Origin of the sequence: Microcystis sp. M_OC_Ca_00000000_C217Col (genome assembly GCF_007095585.1) — a bacterium.
Lineage (GTDB): Bacteria > Cyanobacteriota > Cyanobacteriia > Cyanobacteriales > Microcystaceae > Microcystis > Microcystis panniformis.
The window spans coordinates 1-15,669 of sequence record NZ_SFBV01000234.1 but is presented as its reverse complement, the minus strand read 5'-3'; the positions used below and the strand labels follow the sequence as shown (position 1 = coordinate 15,669).

Sequence of the window (15,669 nt, the reverse complement as noted above, 5' to 3'; positions counted from 1 at the left end):
CATCTGCTGAGGATTAAAGTGCGTACTCAACCCAGTTAGGGTTACTCAACAGAGGCCAGTCATCCCCCTATTTCTAGGTTTCGACTGAACGAATCGCACTTAATTGCGGCGTTCACGTCCCTATCATGGAAAGTCCCACAAAAAAGACATTCCCACTCACGGATATTTAATGCTTTCTTACCGCCGATATTCCCACAACAGGAACATCGCTGAGACGTTGGCTCCCATCGGGAAATTATCCGAAAATCACGCCCATATTTATCAGATTTTGCCGATAGCATATCTCGAAAAGAACGCCATCCCAAATCTGATATAGCACGGGATAACTTGCGATTTTTAACCATTCCCGATGTGTTTAAATCCTCTAAAATTATCGTTTGATTTTCACGAACAACTCTAGTGGATAGTTTATGCAAGAAATCAGTACGAGTGTCTTTAATCTTTGCGTGGATTTTAGCTACTCGTTTCCTAGCTTTTTCCCGTCGTTTACTTCCTTTCTGTTTTCTAGAAAGGTTTTTCTGTGCTTTTCTTAGTCGTTTTAATCGTTTCTTTAACGGTTTCGGTGCGTCTATCTTTTCTCCTGTTGAGAGGGTAGCAAAGGCAGCAATCCCTAGATCAATTCCCACTGACTCCCCATTATTGGGAAGTATTTCGGACTGAATCTCGACAACAAAGCTGAGAAAATAGCGATCCGCCGCATCTTTAATCACGGTGACGCTAGAAGGTTTAGAAGGTAATGGACGACTCCAAACTATTCTTAGATCACCGATTTTCGCTAAAGTAACGCAGTGTTGGTTAACGGTAAAACCATTGTCAGTAAATCTTGCTGATTGCTTAGATTTACGCTTCTTAAATTGAGGAGGTTTGACTTTTCTTCCTTTTCTCTCTCCCTTGCAAGATGCAAAGAAGTTAGAGTAAGCAGTCTCTAAGTCTCTCAAAGACTGCTGTAAAGGGATAGAAGAAACCTCGGTTAACCACTGCTTTTTTTCTGTTTTTTTGATTTGAGTTAGTCTTTTAGATAACTCGGTATATTTTGGCTTTTTCTCCCCTTGTCGATAGAGTTCTTGGCAGTAGGCTAAGGTATCGTTCCAGACAACACGCACACACCCAAACAACTGAGACAAAAGCCTCTTTTGTTGGTCTGTTGGGTAAATACGGTATTGATACCTCGCTTTCATTGGGTTAAGATGTGTGTGTCTGTACTCTATTCTAACTAGGTCTGTTAATAATATCAAGTCAGTTGCGAAAAGAAAGAAACTCTGTTTCCGATTTAAAGATACACTTGGTCTGTGTGACAAAATACAGAAGTAAGGTTTTTACTGGTAAAAGTCTGACTTTAGTTGAAAAATCTTTTAGGGAAGTTGCGGAAAAGATGAATTTTCAGATATTGGAATTTAACGGGGAGTCTAATCATATACACGCATTGATTGAATACCCGCCAAAACTATCTATTTCCGTAATGGTCAATTCTTTAAAGGGAGTCTCTAGTCGTAGGTATGGACAAGCTGGTTATCCTAAACCGCACGGGAAAGACGCTCTTTGGTCGCCCAGTTATTTTGTATCTTCTGTAGGAGGTGCGCCACTGGAAGTTCTTAAGTGCTACATTGAAAATCAGGAAAAGCCGTCGTAAAACGACGGGGTTTTAACCCAAATTTTCGATAAATTTCTGGCTGTAGTATATGCCTTGTTGTTGCATCGTTTCTATGTAAGGTTTGACTGCAGCGATCTTTCCCAACTGTTTTGCTTTAATTAAAATACCGATCGAACCTGTAATTGGAATATTGAGAGATTTACACACCTGACGAGCAGCTAATTCATCGATAAGCACTAAAGAGGCTTTTTGTTCTAGTGCAAGGACGATGACTTCTGATTCTCCTCGATCTAGAGTCGGTAATAGTAAGGAAACCTGCTGTTGAGAGGCGATTTCTCGGACAGAAATCCACTGTTCTCGTAATAGATCGATCGAGCCAGTTTTGTCTTGATCGTAAGTGCTGATTTCAAGAGCTACTGCCTTAGGAATAACGATGCTTTTAACTATTTCTTGTAAAAGACCGAGTTGACCAATTCGCGCAAAAGCGATGAGGGGAGTAGCGTTACTTACAATCATCAGGCTCCAGTTTTTCTATTCCCTTTAATTCAACCGCTAACGCCGATTCGTCATAATCGAACAATACAATCCCTTTTTTAGACAAAATATCCATAAATTCTAGGCGATTAATTCTCGCTAATTCCGCCGCTTTTCCTAAAGAAAGTCGCTTTTCTTGAAAATAATAAATAGCGGCCAGAAGTTTAATTTCTTGACCGAGTTCATCAATTCCTATTTTTAAAGCGGCAAGAACATCGGGAGAAAATTCTAGATTTAATATTTCATTTTTCATTCTAAGTACCTAGTTAAAAATAAAGTTAACTTTAGAGACAAGGGAACTCCGGAACAGGGAACAGAAGGGTTTCTGACTTTTTTTAAGATGTCTCTTAATTATTACAGCTTACAGCGTTTCTCATAAAGATGAAGTATAATTTGATTTGGCATCGTCTCCTGACTCCTGATTGAGGTGATTAAACCGCACAGTGCGCTATTATAGCAGCGGGCAGAAGGCAGAAGGAAAATCCTTGCCAGAACTGAATTTTAGCGATTTAGGTTGTCCTAACCAACTCGTTCTCTGCTATAAGTCTTATTAAGGGGGTGTTAGACCGATGCAGGTGAGATAGTGGCAGCAATTCTCATTTTGAAACGATTTTGCCTTGTTTCAGCGATCTAGAGATTCGTTAAGAATTTTAACCCCTCTAGGTGCAAGGGTTTTAATGTCATGAAACCTTAAAATGAGAATTGCTGATAATACCTCCCATCGACTCTACCCACTTTATATCCATTTTGTCCTTAATATCCGGCAAGAAGGACAACATATAGCTTTAATGAAGCATTTTCTCAAACGTTTTACTCCAGGAGAAGATCGTTTCGCTAATATCGAAACCACTAAAGCTGAGAACGGTGGGCCGATTTTGGCCGAAGCGCTCGCTTATCTGGAATGTCGGGTAGAACAACGAATGGAGTGCGGTGATCATTGGTTGATTTATGCGATCGCAGAAAAAGGTAAGGTTTTACACCAAGGTTTAACCGCCATCCATCATCGCAAATCCGGCAGTTATTATTAATTTGTCGTTATGATCATTTCAGGGGGTGTTTTCAGGCAGGATAACGCACCCTGATTGGTCTAATCTAATACTAAATCAGGCTACATATCAGGATAGACACTCCCGCAAGTGCAGTGACTCTTAAATTATTACAGATGTATCAGCGGCTGCGTGTAAGCATCCCACCGAAAAACTAATGCGCGGGGGGTTTGGGGGCGGCGCCACGCCCCCAACGGGGGGTTTGGGGGGTAGAACCCCCCAAAGGCTTGGATTGAGTGATAAAATCGCAAGTAATACGGCCATCCGTTGAGTATAAGCTACATATCAGGAGAGGCACTCATGCAAAAGGGGGAATAAATAATCAGTTTTTAATAACCAGATTTAGTATAAAAATATATTCTTATGAAAAGCATTGTTTTAATTGTTGGCTTTGAAACCTTTAACACCAATTTATATCGGCAATCGGGCCTGTTGGCTAGTTCTAAATGTCCCGATTTAGAAGTAAAAGTATTCAGCGATAAATCCTTGACGAGCGAACCGGAAATAGTCGAGCAAGCTTTAGCCACTGCCGACGTTTTTTTTGCTAGTTTGATCTTCGATTATGATCAAGTTACTTGGCTGCGGCAACGAGCAGCACAGATTCCGATTCGCTTAGTTTTTGAGTCTGCTTTAGAGTTAATGAGTTTAACCCGTTTGGGAGAATTTGCCATCGGGGATAAACCAAAAGGAATGCCAAAACCAATTCAATTTATCTTGAGTAAATTTTCCAGTGGCAAGGAAGAAGATAAGTTAGCCGGTTATCTCAGTTTCCTTAAAACTGGTCCGAAACTACTGAAATTTATTCCCGCTAAAAAAGTTCAAGATTTGCGTAATTGGTTAATTATTTACGGTTATTGGAATGCGGGAGGAACCGAAAATGTTGCCGCTATGTGTTGGGTAATTGCCCAAAAATATCTAGGATTAAAAGTACAGGAAATACCCGAAGTTATCGAAACTCCCAATAAGGGACTATTACACCCTGATTATCAGGGTTATTTTCTCACTCCCCAAGAATATTTGAGTTGGTATAAAAAAAATAAATCTCTTGATAAACCAGTGGTGGCACTGCTGCTTTATCGGAAGCACGTTATCAGTAAATTGCCCTATATTAATCAATTAATCCGTCATTTTGAAACGGCTAATTTAATTCCCCTACCCGTGTTTATTAACGGAGTGGAAGGCCATACAATTGTTCGGGATTGGTTAACCACAGACTACGAAATTCAGCAAAGAAAAAAAGGAATCATTGAAACACCTTCTTTAAGTGAAGATGCGGTGACAGTAGATGCAATTGTCTCGACGATTGGCTTTCCTTTGGTGGGGGGTCCTGCGGGTTCTATGGAAGCAGGAAGACAGGTAGAAGTGGCTAAACGAATTCTGTCCGCTAAAAATATTCCTTATCTTATCGCTGCCCCTTTATTGATTCAAGATATTTATTCTTGGACAAGACAGGGAATCGGTGGTTTACAGAGTGTGGTTCTATACGCTTTACCTGAATTAGATGGGGCAATTGATACGATTCCTCTGGGGGGATTAGTGGGGGAAACTATCTATTTAATCCCCGAAAGATTACAGCGTTTAACTGGACGTTTAAATAGTTGGATTAAGTTACATAAAACCCCTCCGCAAGAACGCAAAATAGCCATCATTCTCTATGGATTTCCCCCGGGTTATGGGGCAGTTGGTACGGCAGCTTTATTAAATGTTCCCCGGAGTTTAGTTAAGTTTTTACAAGCTTTACAAGCGCAGGGTTATAATCTGGGAACGATTCCCGAAGACGGGGAAGAAATTATTCAAAAAGTTAAATTTGCCGATGATGAAAATCTCTCTAAACAAAATCGTTTATCGATAGAAACTTTAGAAAATTGGCTAGGTTATCTATTAACTTCTCGCATTGAAAAACACTGGAAATCCCTTAAAGATGCGGGAATAAAAACTATTGGCGACCAATATCATTTAGGGGGAATTGAGTTAGGTAATATCTGGATTGGAGTGCAGCCACCTTTAGGAATTGCTGGGGATCCGATGCGGTTAATGTTTGAAAAAGATTTAACTCCTCACCCTCAGTATGCAGCCTTTTATCAGTGGTTACAAAAAGATTTTAAGACCGATGCGCTCGTTCATTTTGGTATGCACGGAACTGTCGAATGGCTGCCCGGTTCACCCCTAGGAAATACTGGTTATTCTTGGTCAGATATTTTATTAGGAGATTTACCGAATTTATATATTTATGCCGCTAATAATCCCTCGGAATCTATCCTAGCTAAACGTCGCGGCTATGGGGTGTTAATTTCCCATAATGTGCCTCCCTACGGACGAGCGGGATTGTATAAAGAATTGATGATTTTACGAGATTTGATTGCCGAGTTTCGAGAAAATCCTGAGAAAAATTATGCTTTAAGAGATAGTATCCTGCAAAAGATTATTGATACAGGTATCTCTAAAGATTGTCCTTTTCTGGAAGCAGAAAAACAGGGAATAGAATTCACTTTAGAAAATGCCAAATTATTTAGCCGCTATGCACTAACCGATTATTTTGTCAAGGTGTATAATTACTTACAAATCGTCGAACAAAGACTATTTTCTTCCGGGTTACACACCCTAGGAACTGCTCCCAATCAGGAAGAATTAAAAGGTTATCTTGATGCTTATTTTACCGATTTATCTGAGCGAGAATTTCAGCAAATTATCGCTGACGAAGCAACTAATGAAAAGCTTAAAGAAGGCATTGCTATTAAAAATTTATTAGGACAAAATAGCGAGGAGTTAACTAATCTTTTGCGGGGATTAAATGGGGAATATGTACCACCGGCACCGGGGGGTGATTTACTCCGGGATGGTGCGGGAGTTTTACCCACAGGACGCAATATACACGCTTTGGATCCCTACCGGATGCCTTCCCCCGCAGCCTACACTCGCGGACGAGAAATCGCCAAAAAACTGCTACAACAAAACTTAACCGAAAAAGGAAAATATCCCGAAACTGTAGCAGTTTTACTCTGGGGATTAGATGTGATTAAAACTAAGGGTGAATCCCTGGGTATTCTCTTAGAATTAGTCGGTGCGGAACCAGTCAAAGAGGGGACAGGAAGAATTGTCAGGTATGAATTAAAACCTCTAGGGGAAATTGGACACCCGCGCATCGATATTCTGGCTAATTTATCGGGAATTTTTCGCGATACTTTTATCAATATTATCGAGTTATTGGATGATTTAATGCAGCGGGCAGCTGAGATAGAAGAATCGGAAAATGATAATTATATCCGTAAGCACTATTTAACCTTAAAAAGTCAAGGAATTGACAATGCCAGCGCTCGTTTGTTTTCCAATCCTGCTGGGGATTTTGGCTCTTTAGTTAATGACCAAGTAGTGGAGGGAAATTGGGACAATGACAACGAATTAGCGAAAACTTGGGAAAAGCGTAATGTTTTTAGTTATGGTCGTCAAGATAAGGGACAAGCGCGGCCAGAAGTGCTACAACAGTTATTAAAAACCAGTGAAAGTATTATCCAAGAAATTGACTCGGTAGAATACGGTTTAACCGATATTCAGGAATACTACGGCAATACAGGAGGATTAAAATTAGCCGCAGAAAAACAAAGCGGTAAACGGGTGATGACGAGTTTTGTCGAGAGTTTTTCCAATGATACAACTCCCCGCAAATTAGAGGAGGTTTTGCGCTTAGAATACCGCAGTAAATTACTCAATCCTAAATGGGCCAATGCCATGGTTAATCAAGGTTCCGGTGGGGCCTACGAAATCTCCCAAAGAATGACCGCTTTAATTGGTTGGGGCGGTACGGCTAATTTTAGTGACGATTGGGTGTATGATCAGGCAGCCGATACCTACGCTTTTGATACAGAAATGGCGGAAAAATTGCGTCAAGCTAATCCCGAAGCTTTCCGTAATATTGTCGGTAGAATGTTAGAAGCACAGGGTCGCGGTTTTTGGCAAGCAGACCCCGACAAATTAGAGAAATTACAGGAATTATATCAATTGACCGATGAAAAATTAGAAGGGGTTACTTAGGTTTTTTAGGCTGCATCTCATTTTTGTCAATCTACCAAGTTGGGATTTTTACGGGGACACTCTCGGCTAAAATCGGTCATTACTTCCGATTTTACCACTCAATCCAAGCCTTTGGGGGGTTCTACCCCCCAAACCCCCCGTTGGGGGCGTGGCGCCGCCCCCAAACCCCCCGCGCATTAGTTTTTCGGTGGGATGCTTACACGCAGCCGCTGACCCATCTGTAATAATTTAAGAGTCACTGATAATTGCTGATTGTCGGTATTTCTGCAAATGTGAGATGCACCCGGGTTTTCATCGCAACAGGGAATCCTGATGATAATCTGATTTTCCTCCTGTTTTACTCAGCAGACGGATATTTTCAATCAGGATTGATTTTTCTAACGCTTTAGCCATATCGTATAAAGTCAAGGCTGCCACAGATACCGCCGTTAAAGCTTCCATTTCTACCCCAGTTTCCGATTTTGTCACCACTTCTGCCCGAATTTCGTAGCCGGGTAACTCTGCTTTCGGGATAATCTGAACATTGATTTTTTGCAGGGGTAAGGGATGGCAAAGGGGAATTAAGGAGGAAGTTTGTTTGGCCGCCATAATTCCCGCTAGTCTGGCCGTCCCTAAAACGTCACCTTTAGGCGCATTTCCCTGTTCTATGGCTTCAAAAGTCGTTTTTAGCATTCTCACTTGTCCTAGGGCGATAGCAGTGCGTTTAGTGGGCATTTTCTCCGATACATCCACCATCTGGGCCTCGCCTTGGCTGTCGAGATGAGATAATTTTTCTTTACCCTCTTGCGTCATTGAATGAACCTGTGCTATAGTAGTTTACTGTTGAGAAAAACAAGGGCTTGTAGCTTAGTGGATTAGAGCGTGTGGCTACGGACCACAAGGTCGGGAGTTCGAGTCTCTCCAAGCCCGTTACATACAATGGCATATACTACAGGAATTAGGAACCTATGGTTCCTAATTTCTTTGGTTTTTTGCCCCATCTTCCCACTTTCCTATACTTTTTAAACAGGATTTAGTATCATCAGCCAGTTTTGCTGGAGTATTTTTTACCCTCAAACAGTGAAAGAAACTAAACTTTTAGGATTGTATAATACTAAATCTGGTTATTAAAAACTGATTATTTATTCCCCCTTTTGCCTTTTGCCTCTTGCCTTTTGCCTGTCCTTATAAGTAACCTATGCTCAACGGATTTAGTATAATATGAATTCTCCTGCACCTGTGCCGACACCCTTTCAAGTTGCTTTAGAGCGTTACCAGAATGCTCTAAATTATTTAGATACTTCTCATAATAAATCTCTGAAAAAAGCACAGGCTTTAGAAATTATTGCCGCCAGAGATGCTCTTCATAAACAAATGGAAGCTGAGGCGGAAATTTCCGTTGATATGTCGTCAAAAATAATCGCACAAGATGCTAGATTAAAACAGAAAAGTTACAAAATTACTCAAGTTCTTGACTTAGCTGAATATCGGGAGACTTTACCTATTTCTGCTCAGGCTTGGTGGTGGCATTTAGAAAGTAGGGAATCTCTGCATCCTTGCAATCGCTTTGATTGGTTATTGAGAAGCGGTAAACTGGTTTTATTAGGGGTTAATTTTACATTAATCGGAACGATTGCTACTCGGTTTCTTGGTGGTGGCTCAGGTTTGCTAGAAGTAGGGGGTGTGATATTTTCGACTTTTATTTCTTTGTTACAGGCTCAAAATGCGCTGACACAGGAGCGACAAAAGAGTTTTGTTAAGTTAATGAAATTTCTGAGGATTGCTGAATATTGGCATGAAAAAGTACAGTTTTTGGTAACAGTAATAATTTTTGCCTTACTATTAAGCATTTGGTTACATTTCTCTTGGTTTTCTGAGCTTTATAAGCAAGAAGGCAACCGTTTACAATCTCCTCCGCCAGCAAGTCAAGAATTTCCTAATTTAGCTTCAGCCGAAGAGAAGTATTTAAAAGCAATTGAGTTAGATCCAGATAATCTAGATGCTCATTATAAGTTGGCAACACTTTATGAAGAGTTACAGGATTTGACTAATGGGAAGAAACACTATTTAATTGCAGCAAAAGGTGGTTTTATAGATGCTTATAATAATCTCGCTTATTGGTATCTGCGAGATAATAAGAATGCAGAAGCAGTAGAGTTACTGGAAAAAGCCAAGAGATTATTAGCAGAAAAAGATGAAAAACTAGACCAATTTACTGAAGAGGAGAAACGCAATTTAGCAGTACAAAAATATAGTATTTATAAAAATCTAGGCTGGGCCAGATTTAAGCAAAATCGCAGTGAAGATGCAGTTCCTAATCTTTTAGTTGCTATTGGTATCGCTGAAAATCCAGCTTATCAGAAATTTATCCGCAATCCCGGTGCTGCTTTTTGTATTTATGCTCAACTTTTAGAAAAAGAAGACAAGAAATTATCTCAGGAAAATTGGCGTAAATGTCTTAAATTAGCCGAAGGGAGGGAAATTAATACAGAGGAAGAACAATGGTTATATGAAGCGAGAAAAAAATTAAAGTGAAGTAAAGTTTAGTGACTATTCTCTGAGTAATGCGCTAAATCCTTCTTGCTGAAAATGCTTATCAAAGGTTAATATTTCAGAGATTTCCAGTTGTCTCATAATCTGCATGGAAGCACAATCAGTTAAGCTATAACCTTTATCTAATCGTCTTTGATAAAAATCAAAAGCCTGCTGAAATTGTTCACTGGTTTGGGGAATGATTTCTATAGTAGAATCGTTTTTCAAATCGTTGGTTAAGTTAATAGCAGATTGGCGTAGATAATCTCCTCTTCCTGACAATGCGTTAAGTAATTCTGTCAAAATCATTTCGCTAGTAATTCCTGTAAATTTTCCTAGTCTTACTGTCATTAGTGTGGCAAGTTCATGGAGATTGTCTCTATAATCAGCGAGTGCTTGCAAATAGGATGTATCTAAGAAAATTTTTCTCATTCTTCCTCATCTTCTCTTGGTGCGCCGTACATATAGTGTTCAAAATTACGCGCAAAGTCTGTAGGTAAGTGTTTTCGCCATTCTGACTGGGGAACAAGTGCGCCAATTTCTGCAATTCTTTGCCAAAAAGGTTTTTTGCGGAATTCGGGATCAGCTTGAAGTTGAGCGAATTTTGCTTGTAATTCAGCTATTGTCGGAAGTTCCTCTATTGTCGGAATTTCTTCTGTGCGAGTGGGATTGTTTGGGGGATTCATAATCATTTAGTGGGATTGGTTTACTACATATATTATAACTTTGAATTGACGTTAGTTCTGTGTTTGTTATTTTTCCTCATCTTCTCTTGGTGCGCCGTACATATAATGTTCCGCGTTACGCGCAAAGTCTCTGGGAAAGTGTTTTCGCCATTCTGATTGGGGAACAACGTTACCAATTTCTATAATTTTTTGCCAAAAAGGTTTTGCTAAAAATTCTGGGTCATTTTCTAGTGCATCCCATTTAGCATCGAGTTCTTCCATTGATAACTCAGGCTCTTCGGATGTGTTAGAGGTTGAATGATTGTTTAAGTTAGTCATGATTAAAGTTTCCTTAGTGATAATAGGTTACTTTTATTATAGCATTTTCAAGTTGGATTGAGGTACGGAGATTATCGAGGGTAATTAACCACAGAGACACAAAGAACACAGAGATTATTCACCGATGTTATAATTTATAATGATGATGGCAAGAGAGCCGAATGTTTAACTGAAAGCTTGACATTATTTTATGTACAGACTATATTATATTTATGGAATAGAATATTATATTTGATCCAGATTTTAGGTTCTGGTTTTATCAACAAGAACAGGGACTTCAAAATGAAGTATTTGCTGTTTTAACTGTATTGATGAAACTTAAACCAGCACTGGGGAGACCACGAGTTGATACCATTGAAGGAGCTTCTTTTAAGAATATGAAAGAGCTTCGTATTCAGTATAAAGGTGAACCTTGGCGTGTTTTATTTGCCTTTGATCCTCATCGACAAGCAATTTTACTTGTTGGGGGGAACAAGTCAGGTAACAAAAGATGGTACAAAGAAAATATTCCTATAGCAGATCAACGTTATCAAAAATATCTGGAAAAACTTAAGGAAGAAAAGTCATGAAAGAATATACCAACTTCTCGGAAGAATTTAATAAACTTTGTGGAGAACGACAAGCAATTATTAAAGCAAGAGCTTCCCAAATTTATCTGGAGGAACTTACGCTTAAGTATTTGCAGGAAAAACTAGGTTTATCTTTATCAGAATTGGCAGAGCATCTTGAAGTACAGCAATCAATAGTACCTAAACTTAAACAAGAGCAAAATCTAGAGCTAAATACACTGCGCGAAGTAGTTAACGCCTTAGGTGGAACTGTCGAAATTATTGTCAAAATTCCCAACAAAGAACCTATAATTATTATTGACTATTCAGAAACGAAGTGTAATTAACCACAGAGACACAGAGGACAGGGAGATTATTTGCCAATGTTATAATTTGTACTCAATAATAAAGGTGTTCGCTTTTGGAACACAATATTTAAGATGGAATTAACGGGAAGACTCCATGAACGCTATAAAGCAAAAATCTTAAATTGATAAAAGTCTAATCCGAAAAATACGATCTGTCACTGACACAATTGCTCCCGTCTTTAATGCTTTTGTACAATCTCGTAAAACTATAGTTAAACGCTGATTAATTAGATTGTAGTTTTCATTGCCTAAACGGAATAGGATGACACTTGGTAAATTATCACCACTAATAGCGAGAAGTTGAGAAAAATCTAGATCGACAGTTAAAATTATCCGCTTTTCTCTTTTTGCTTTGGCAAGAATTTCCTGATCAGATAAAGTTTGTAAGCCTTCATCTCGAAGATGAACGACATCATAACCTTGTTCTCTTAACCATGAGACTGTACGCAGAGAAATCCCCATATCGGCTAGAAACTCTATCTCCATTGCTCGATTAATTCAAAATGATGAACTTGTTCTCTGGCTAACCAAGAAGCATATAATAAACATTGGTGAATATCTTCTCTTTCTAGGTCAGGGTATTCCTCTAATATTTCCTCTATCGGCTTTTCGTTAGCAAGTAGATTAAGAATTAAAGAAACAGGAATACGCATTCCTCGAATACAGGCTTGACCTGCCATAATTTTGGAGTTAAAAGTAATTCTGTCTAATTGTTTTAAGGTCATATAGTTTCCAGAAATATGAAGATGATACCTGTGGTAATTTTATTATAGCTAATTCTATAGTTGCGAGTGGAAGTGGGAAATTACTCCTTCAGTGAGGGTGCAAAGCTTGTCTCCAACCCTGCAGGGAAGATTAGGGAATGGTGAGGTTTTAAGTTGTAGTAGTATAGTATAACAAGTTAGACGAGAAAACGGTTTTTTTTAAAAACCCGTTTTCTGAAATCGCACCGGATGAGGACTAAAGTCCAACAACGAACCTAATTAAAGCCAAACCCCAATTGATTCTAGTCATGAATAAATTTCTCAAAATCTTTACCCCCATTTCCCTGATATTAATTACGGTAGGATTTCCGGCGGCGACTTTTAGCAACACTGTTGGAGTTAACACGATTTTTGAGGTAAAAGGGAAAGTTACCGTTAAAAAACCACAATGGAAAAAACCCCTTCCTGCTTCTGTCGGACTTACCCTCAGTTTTGATGATAATTTAGAAGTAGCAGCCAACGCTTCCGTTAAGGTTTATTGTAGTAATCAACAGACTTGGACGGTTAAACCGGGAAAGTATATTGTTTCTGGTGGCTGTCCTCGGGGAAATCCTGTGATTCGACTTCCCAATAGTAATAATACAACCCTCCGTCCAACAGGAAATAAAGAGAAAGTTTTAGCAAAATTACCTTACCTAATTACTCCCCGTGAAACGAATATTATTACCAATCGTCCTCCACTGCGGTGGAATGCTGTTCCGGGTGCAACTAATTATACTATCAAAATAGATGGGGTTAATTGGGAAACGCAGACAAATAAAACTGAAATAGTCTATCCCGGTGAACCTCCTCTGGAAGCAGGAAAGCGATATCGAGTAACAATAAAAGCTGATAATGGTGCGTCTTCTAGAAGTGATGCAGTAGTCGGGTTTAGAGTATTAGATGAACAGACTCAAAAAACGGTTTTAGATGCTGTTAAAACTGTTCAACAGCAGCAATTATCCCCAGAGGAAGCAGGGTTAGTTTTAGCGCATCTCTATCGAGGTTATGGGTTGTATGGGGATGCGGTTGAGGTATTAGAAGGATTGGTGAAGCAAAATAGTCAGGTTGCTACGGTTTATCAACTGTTAGGGGATACTTACCTTAAGATAGGGTTGCCTCAGTTGGCAAAAAAACCTTATGATAAGGCGTTAAAACTGGCAACAAATACGCAGAATTTGTCAGTGCAAGCGGAGATACAAGCGGGTTTAGGAATAGCTTATCGTCTCTTGGGGAGTAAGGATGAGGCGATACAGTGGTTAACCAAGGCGAAGGGGACTTATAATCAGTTAGGGGATATTTCGCAGGTTCAGGAATTGGCTAAAACAATTAATGACATTTTAAGGAGGGAGTAAGGATGAAAGTTATAGCACTCCCGTAGGGGCGAAGCATTCGGGCAATAACCTATCGCTGAAACCGTAGATTTCTTATCCGAATGCTTCGCCCCTACAACTTATTTGAAATTACTATAAATTATGGATAATGGCTACTACTTTTGTACGGAGGTAATTACACAATGGATAAAGATAAACTCATAAAATATCGTCAAGCAGTGCAAAATTTGTTAAGTCGCTATGTAGCAGAAGATGTTACCGGTGAAGACGTAGAAGTACAATTAATATTTGATGTGGAACGGGATCATTATCAGTGGATGAATGTAGGATGGGAAGGTTTAAAACGAGTTTACCGCTCGATTGTTCATTTTGATATTCGTGATAATAAGATTTGGCTACAACAAAATTTAACGGAATTGAATCCAGCAGAGGATTTAATTTCAATGGGTGTTAAGAGGGAGGATATTGTTTTGGGACTGCAACCACCTTATAAACGGCCTTATACTAATTATGGTACTTAAAACAAATTCTCCTTGTCCCCTTGTTCCAAGGCTTTGCCTTGGAACACAATATCTAAGGCTCTGCCTTAAAGTAATGCTATAACTGTGGTGAGGTTGTTTTTAGTAGTGAAACGGCAGAAAAAATCAGAATTTTACTACAGCACAAGGCTCAACCCGACAAATCTATTCAAGTTAATGTTTTTGCCTATCAATAAACTCTAGGGATAAAAGACCAATGAAAGTATCAATCAAATCAGGGATAGCGGTTGTCGTCATTACCGGGATGATGGGATTATCGGGAGTCATGTTAAACCCAACGGTGGGACAGGTGATTTCTCAGGTTTCACCGCAAGATAAATTAGCCGAAGCAGAGAGGCTAACTCAGCAAGTTATTCAACTGTATCAGCAGGGGAAATACAACGAGGCGATTCCCCTAGCAGAACAAGCTTTAGCTATCATCAAACAACAATTAGGAGACAACCATCCCCTAACTGCACAAAGTCTCAACAATTTGGCAGGACTTTACAAGTCTCAAGGAAGATACAGCGAAGCCGAACCTCTCTACAAACAAGCCTTAGCTATCAGGAAACAACAATTAGGAGACAACTATCCCCTAACTGCACAAAGTCTCAACAATTTGGCAGAACTTTACAGAGTTCAAGGAAGATATAGCGAAGCTGAACGCCTCTACAAACAAACCTTGACTATCATCAAACAACAATTAGGAGACAACCATCTCCTAACTGCCACCATTCTCAACAATTTGGCATTACTTTACTATTCCCAAGGAAGATACAGCGAAGCCGAACCTCTCTTAAAACAAGCATTAGCTATCCATAAACAACAATTAGGAGACAACCATCCCGACACTGCTTCCAGTCTCAACAGTTTGGCAGGACTTTACTGGTCTCAAGGAAGATATAGCGAAGCCGAACCCCTCTACCACAGGTCCTTAACTATCAGGAAACAACAATTAGGAGACAACCATCCCGATACCGCCGCCAGTCTCAACAATTTGGCATTACTTTACTATTCCCAAGGAAGATACAGCGAGGCCGAACCTCTCTTAAAACAAGCATTAGCTATCCATAAACAACAATTAGGAGACAACCATCCCGATACCGCACAAAGTCTCAACAGTTTGGCAGGACTTTACTGGTCTCAAGGAAGATATAGCGAAGCCGAACCCCTCTACAAACAAGCTTTAGCTATCTGGAAACAACAATTAGGAGACAACCATCCCGATACCGCCACCAGTCTCAACAATTTGGCAGAACTTTACAAGTCTCAAGGAAGATACAGTGAAGCCGAACCCCTCTACAAACAGGCTTTAGCTATCAGCAAACAACAATTAGGAGACAACCATCCCGATACCGCACAAAGTCTCAACAATTTGGCTGCACTTTACAACTCTCAAGGAAGATATAGCGAAGCCGAACCTCTCTTCAAACAGGCTTTAAC

17 protein-coding genes, 1 tRNA gene and 1 pseudogene are annotated in these 15,669 nt (G+C 39.7%); 10 read left to right on the top strand and 9 right to left on the bottom strand.

Annotation, left to right across the window (positions count from 1 at the left end):
* Window positions 1-59: 59 nt before the first annotated feature.
* A complete protein-coding gene (locus EWV66_RS14395; RefSeq protein WP_287107188.1) occupies window positions 60-1,178 on the bottom strand; it encodes an RNA-guided endonuclease InsQ/TnpB family protein in 1,119 nt (372 codons plus the stop codon).
* Window positions 1,179-1,228: 50 nt separating this feature from the next.
* Here EWV66_RS14395 and tnpA point away from each other — a divergent pair, with 50 nt between their 5' ends.
* The gene (gene tnpA / locus EWV66_RS14390) at window positions 1,229-1,630 is read left to right on the top strand and encodes an IS200/IS605 family transposase (protein WP_287107189.1); all 402 of its coding nucleotides are present in this window, start codon (window positions 1,229-1,231) and stop codon (window positions 1,628-1,630) included.
* 12 nt (window positions 1,631-1,642) lie between these two features.
* Here the strand turns inward: tnpA and EWV66_RS14385 are convergent, their stop codons facing one another.
* Both EWV66_RS14385 and EWV66_RS14380 read right to left on the bottom strand, forming a co-directional pair.
* The gene (locus EWV66_RS14385) at window positions 1,643-2,107 is read right to left on the bottom strand and encodes a PIN domain-containing protein (protein WP_287107187.1); all 465 of its coding nucleotides are present in this window, start codon (window positions 2,105-2,107) and stop codon (window positions 1,643-1,645) included.
* Window positions 2,094-2,378 (bottom strand): UPF0175 family protein, encoded by a 285-nt coding sequence (locus EWV66_RS14380; RefSeq protein WP_002754799.1) that lies wholly within the window; start codon window positions 2,376-2,378, stop codon window positions 2,094-2,096. The genes EWV66_RS14385 and EWV66_RS14380 overlap by 14 nt, the downstream gene beginning before the upstream one ends.
* A 493-nt stretch (window positions 2,379-2,871) precedes the next feature.
* Here EWV66_RS14380 and EWV66_RS14375 point away from each other — a divergent pair.
* Window positions 2,872-3,153, top strand: a pseudogene (locus EWV66_RS14375) (flavin reductase family protein); the annotation flags it as partial.
* A gap of 381 nt (window positions 3,154-3,534) precedes the next feature.
* Window positions 3,535-7,200 (top strand): magnesium chelatase subunit H, encoded by a 3,666-nt coding sequence (gene bchH / locus EWV66_RS14370; protein WP_287107186.1) that lies wholly within the window; start codon window positions 3,535-3,537, stop codon window positions 7,198-7,200.
* Window positions 7,201-7,491: 291 nt separating this feature from the next.
* On the opposite strand, the gene moaC is transcribed toward bchH, so the two are convergent.
* Window positions 7,492-7,992, bottom strand: coding sequence for a cyclic pyranopterin monophosphate synthase MoaC (gene moaC, locus EWV66_RS14365; protein ID WP_002774359.1), 501 nt, complete (start codon window positions 7,990-7,992; stop codon window positions 7,492-7,494).
* Window positions 7,993-8,035: 43 nt separating this feature from the next.
* On the opposite strand from moaC, the gene EWV66_RS14360 reads away from it, so the two are divergent.
* Window positions 8,036-8,109 (top strand) — tRNA-Arg (locus tag EWV66_RS14360).
* A 291-nt stretch (window positions 8,110-8,400) separates the two neighbouring features.
* Window positions 8,401-9,714, top strand: coding sequence for a tetratricopeptide repeat protein (locus EWV66_RS14355; protein ID WP_287107185.1), 1,314 nt, complete (start codon window positions 8,401-8,403; stop codon window positions 9,712-9,714).
* Window positions 9,715-9,729: 15 nt separating this feature from the next.
* On the opposite strand, the gene EWV66_RS14350 is transcribed toward EWV66_RS14355, so the two are convergent.
* From EWV66_RS14350 to EWV66_RS14340, 3 genes are read right to left on the bottom strand one after another with little or no spacing between them, the layout of a single operon-like run.
* Window positions 9,730-10,143 (bottom strand): type II toxin-antitoxin system VapC family toxin, encoded by a 414-nt coding sequence (locus EWV66_RS14350; protein WP_271935268.1) that lies wholly within the window; start codon window positions 10,141-10,143, stop codon window positions 9,730-9,732.
* A complete protein-coding gene (locus tag EWV66_RS14345; protein ID WP_002766985.1) occupies window positions 10,140-10,403 on the bottom strand; it encodes a hypothetical protein in 264 nt (87 codons plus the stop codon). Before EWV66_RS14345 ends, EWV66_RS14350 begins: the two co-directional genes overlap by 4 nt.
* 60 nt (window positions 10,404-10,463) lie before the next feature.
* Window positions 10,464-10,715: a hypothetical protein gene (locus EWV66_RS14340; RefSeq protein WP_287107184.1), complete on the bottom strand. Its 252-nt coding sequence runs from the start codon at window positions 10,713-10,715 to the stop codon at window positions 10,464-10,466.
* 224 nt (window positions 10,716-10,939) lie between these two features.
* Here EWV66_RS14340 and EWV66_RS14335 point away from each other — a divergent pair, with 224 nt between their 5' ends.
* Together EWV66_RS14335 and EWV66_RS14330 are read left to right on the top strand one after the other, a co-directional pair.
* Window positions 10,940-11,284, top strand: a complete 345-nt coding sequence (locus EWV66_RS14335; RefSeq protein ID WP_043997783.1) for a type II toxin-antitoxin system RelE/ParE family toxin — start codon at window positions 10,940-10,942, stop codon at window positions 11,282-11,284.
* Complete coding sequence (locus EWV66_RS14330) at window positions 11,281-11,610, top strand: helix-turn-helix transcriptional regulator (protein WP_287107183.1); 330 nt, start codon at window positions 11,281-11,283, stop codon at window positions 11,608-11,610. The genes EWV66_RS14335 and EWV66_RS14330 overlap by 4 nt, the downstream gene beginning before the upstream one ends.
* A 138-nt stretch (window positions 11,611-11,748) precedes the next feature.
* On the opposite strand, the gene EWV66_RS14325 is transcribed toward EWV66_RS14330, so the two are convergent.
* Window positions 11,749-12,117 (bottom strand): DUF5615 family PIN-like protein, encoded by a 369-nt coding sequence (locus EWV66_RS14325; RefSeq protein ID WP_002774374.1) that lies wholly within the window; start codon window positions 12,115-12,117, stop codon window positions 11,749-11,751.
* Window positions 12,108-12,356, bottom strand: coding sequence for a DUF433 domain-containing protein (locus tag EWV66_RS14320; protein ID WP_002743172.1), 249 nt, complete (start codon window positions 12,354-12,356; stop codon window positions 12,108-12,110). The genes EWV66_RS14325 and EWV66_RS14320 overlap by 10 nt, the downstream gene beginning before the upstream one ends.
* A gap of 287 nt (window positions 12,357-12,643) precedes the next feature.
* Here EWV66_RS14320 and EWV66_RS14315 point away from each other — a divergent pair, with 287 nt between their 5' ends.
* From EWV66_RS14315 to EWV66_RS14305, 3 genes are all read left to right on the top strand, one after another.
* Entirely contained in the window at window positions 12,644-13,729 is a 1,086-nt protein-coding gene (locus EWV66_RS14315) for a tetratricopeptide repeat protein (protein ID WP_287107182.1), read from the top strand.
* Window positions 13,730-13,890: 161 nt separating this feature from the next.
* The gene (locus EWV66_RS14310) at window positions 13,891-14,229 is read left to right on the top strand and encodes a XisI protein (protein WP_002735894.1); all 339 of its coding nucleotides are present in this window, start codon (window positions 13,891-13,893) and stop codon (window positions 14,227-14,229) included.
* A 283-nt stretch (window positions 14,230-14,512) separates the two neighbouring features.
* On the top strand, window positions 14,513-15,669 hold a 1,157-nt coding region (locus EWV66_RS14305), incomplete at its 3' end, for a tetratricopeptide repeat protein (RefSeq protein WP_353734422.1).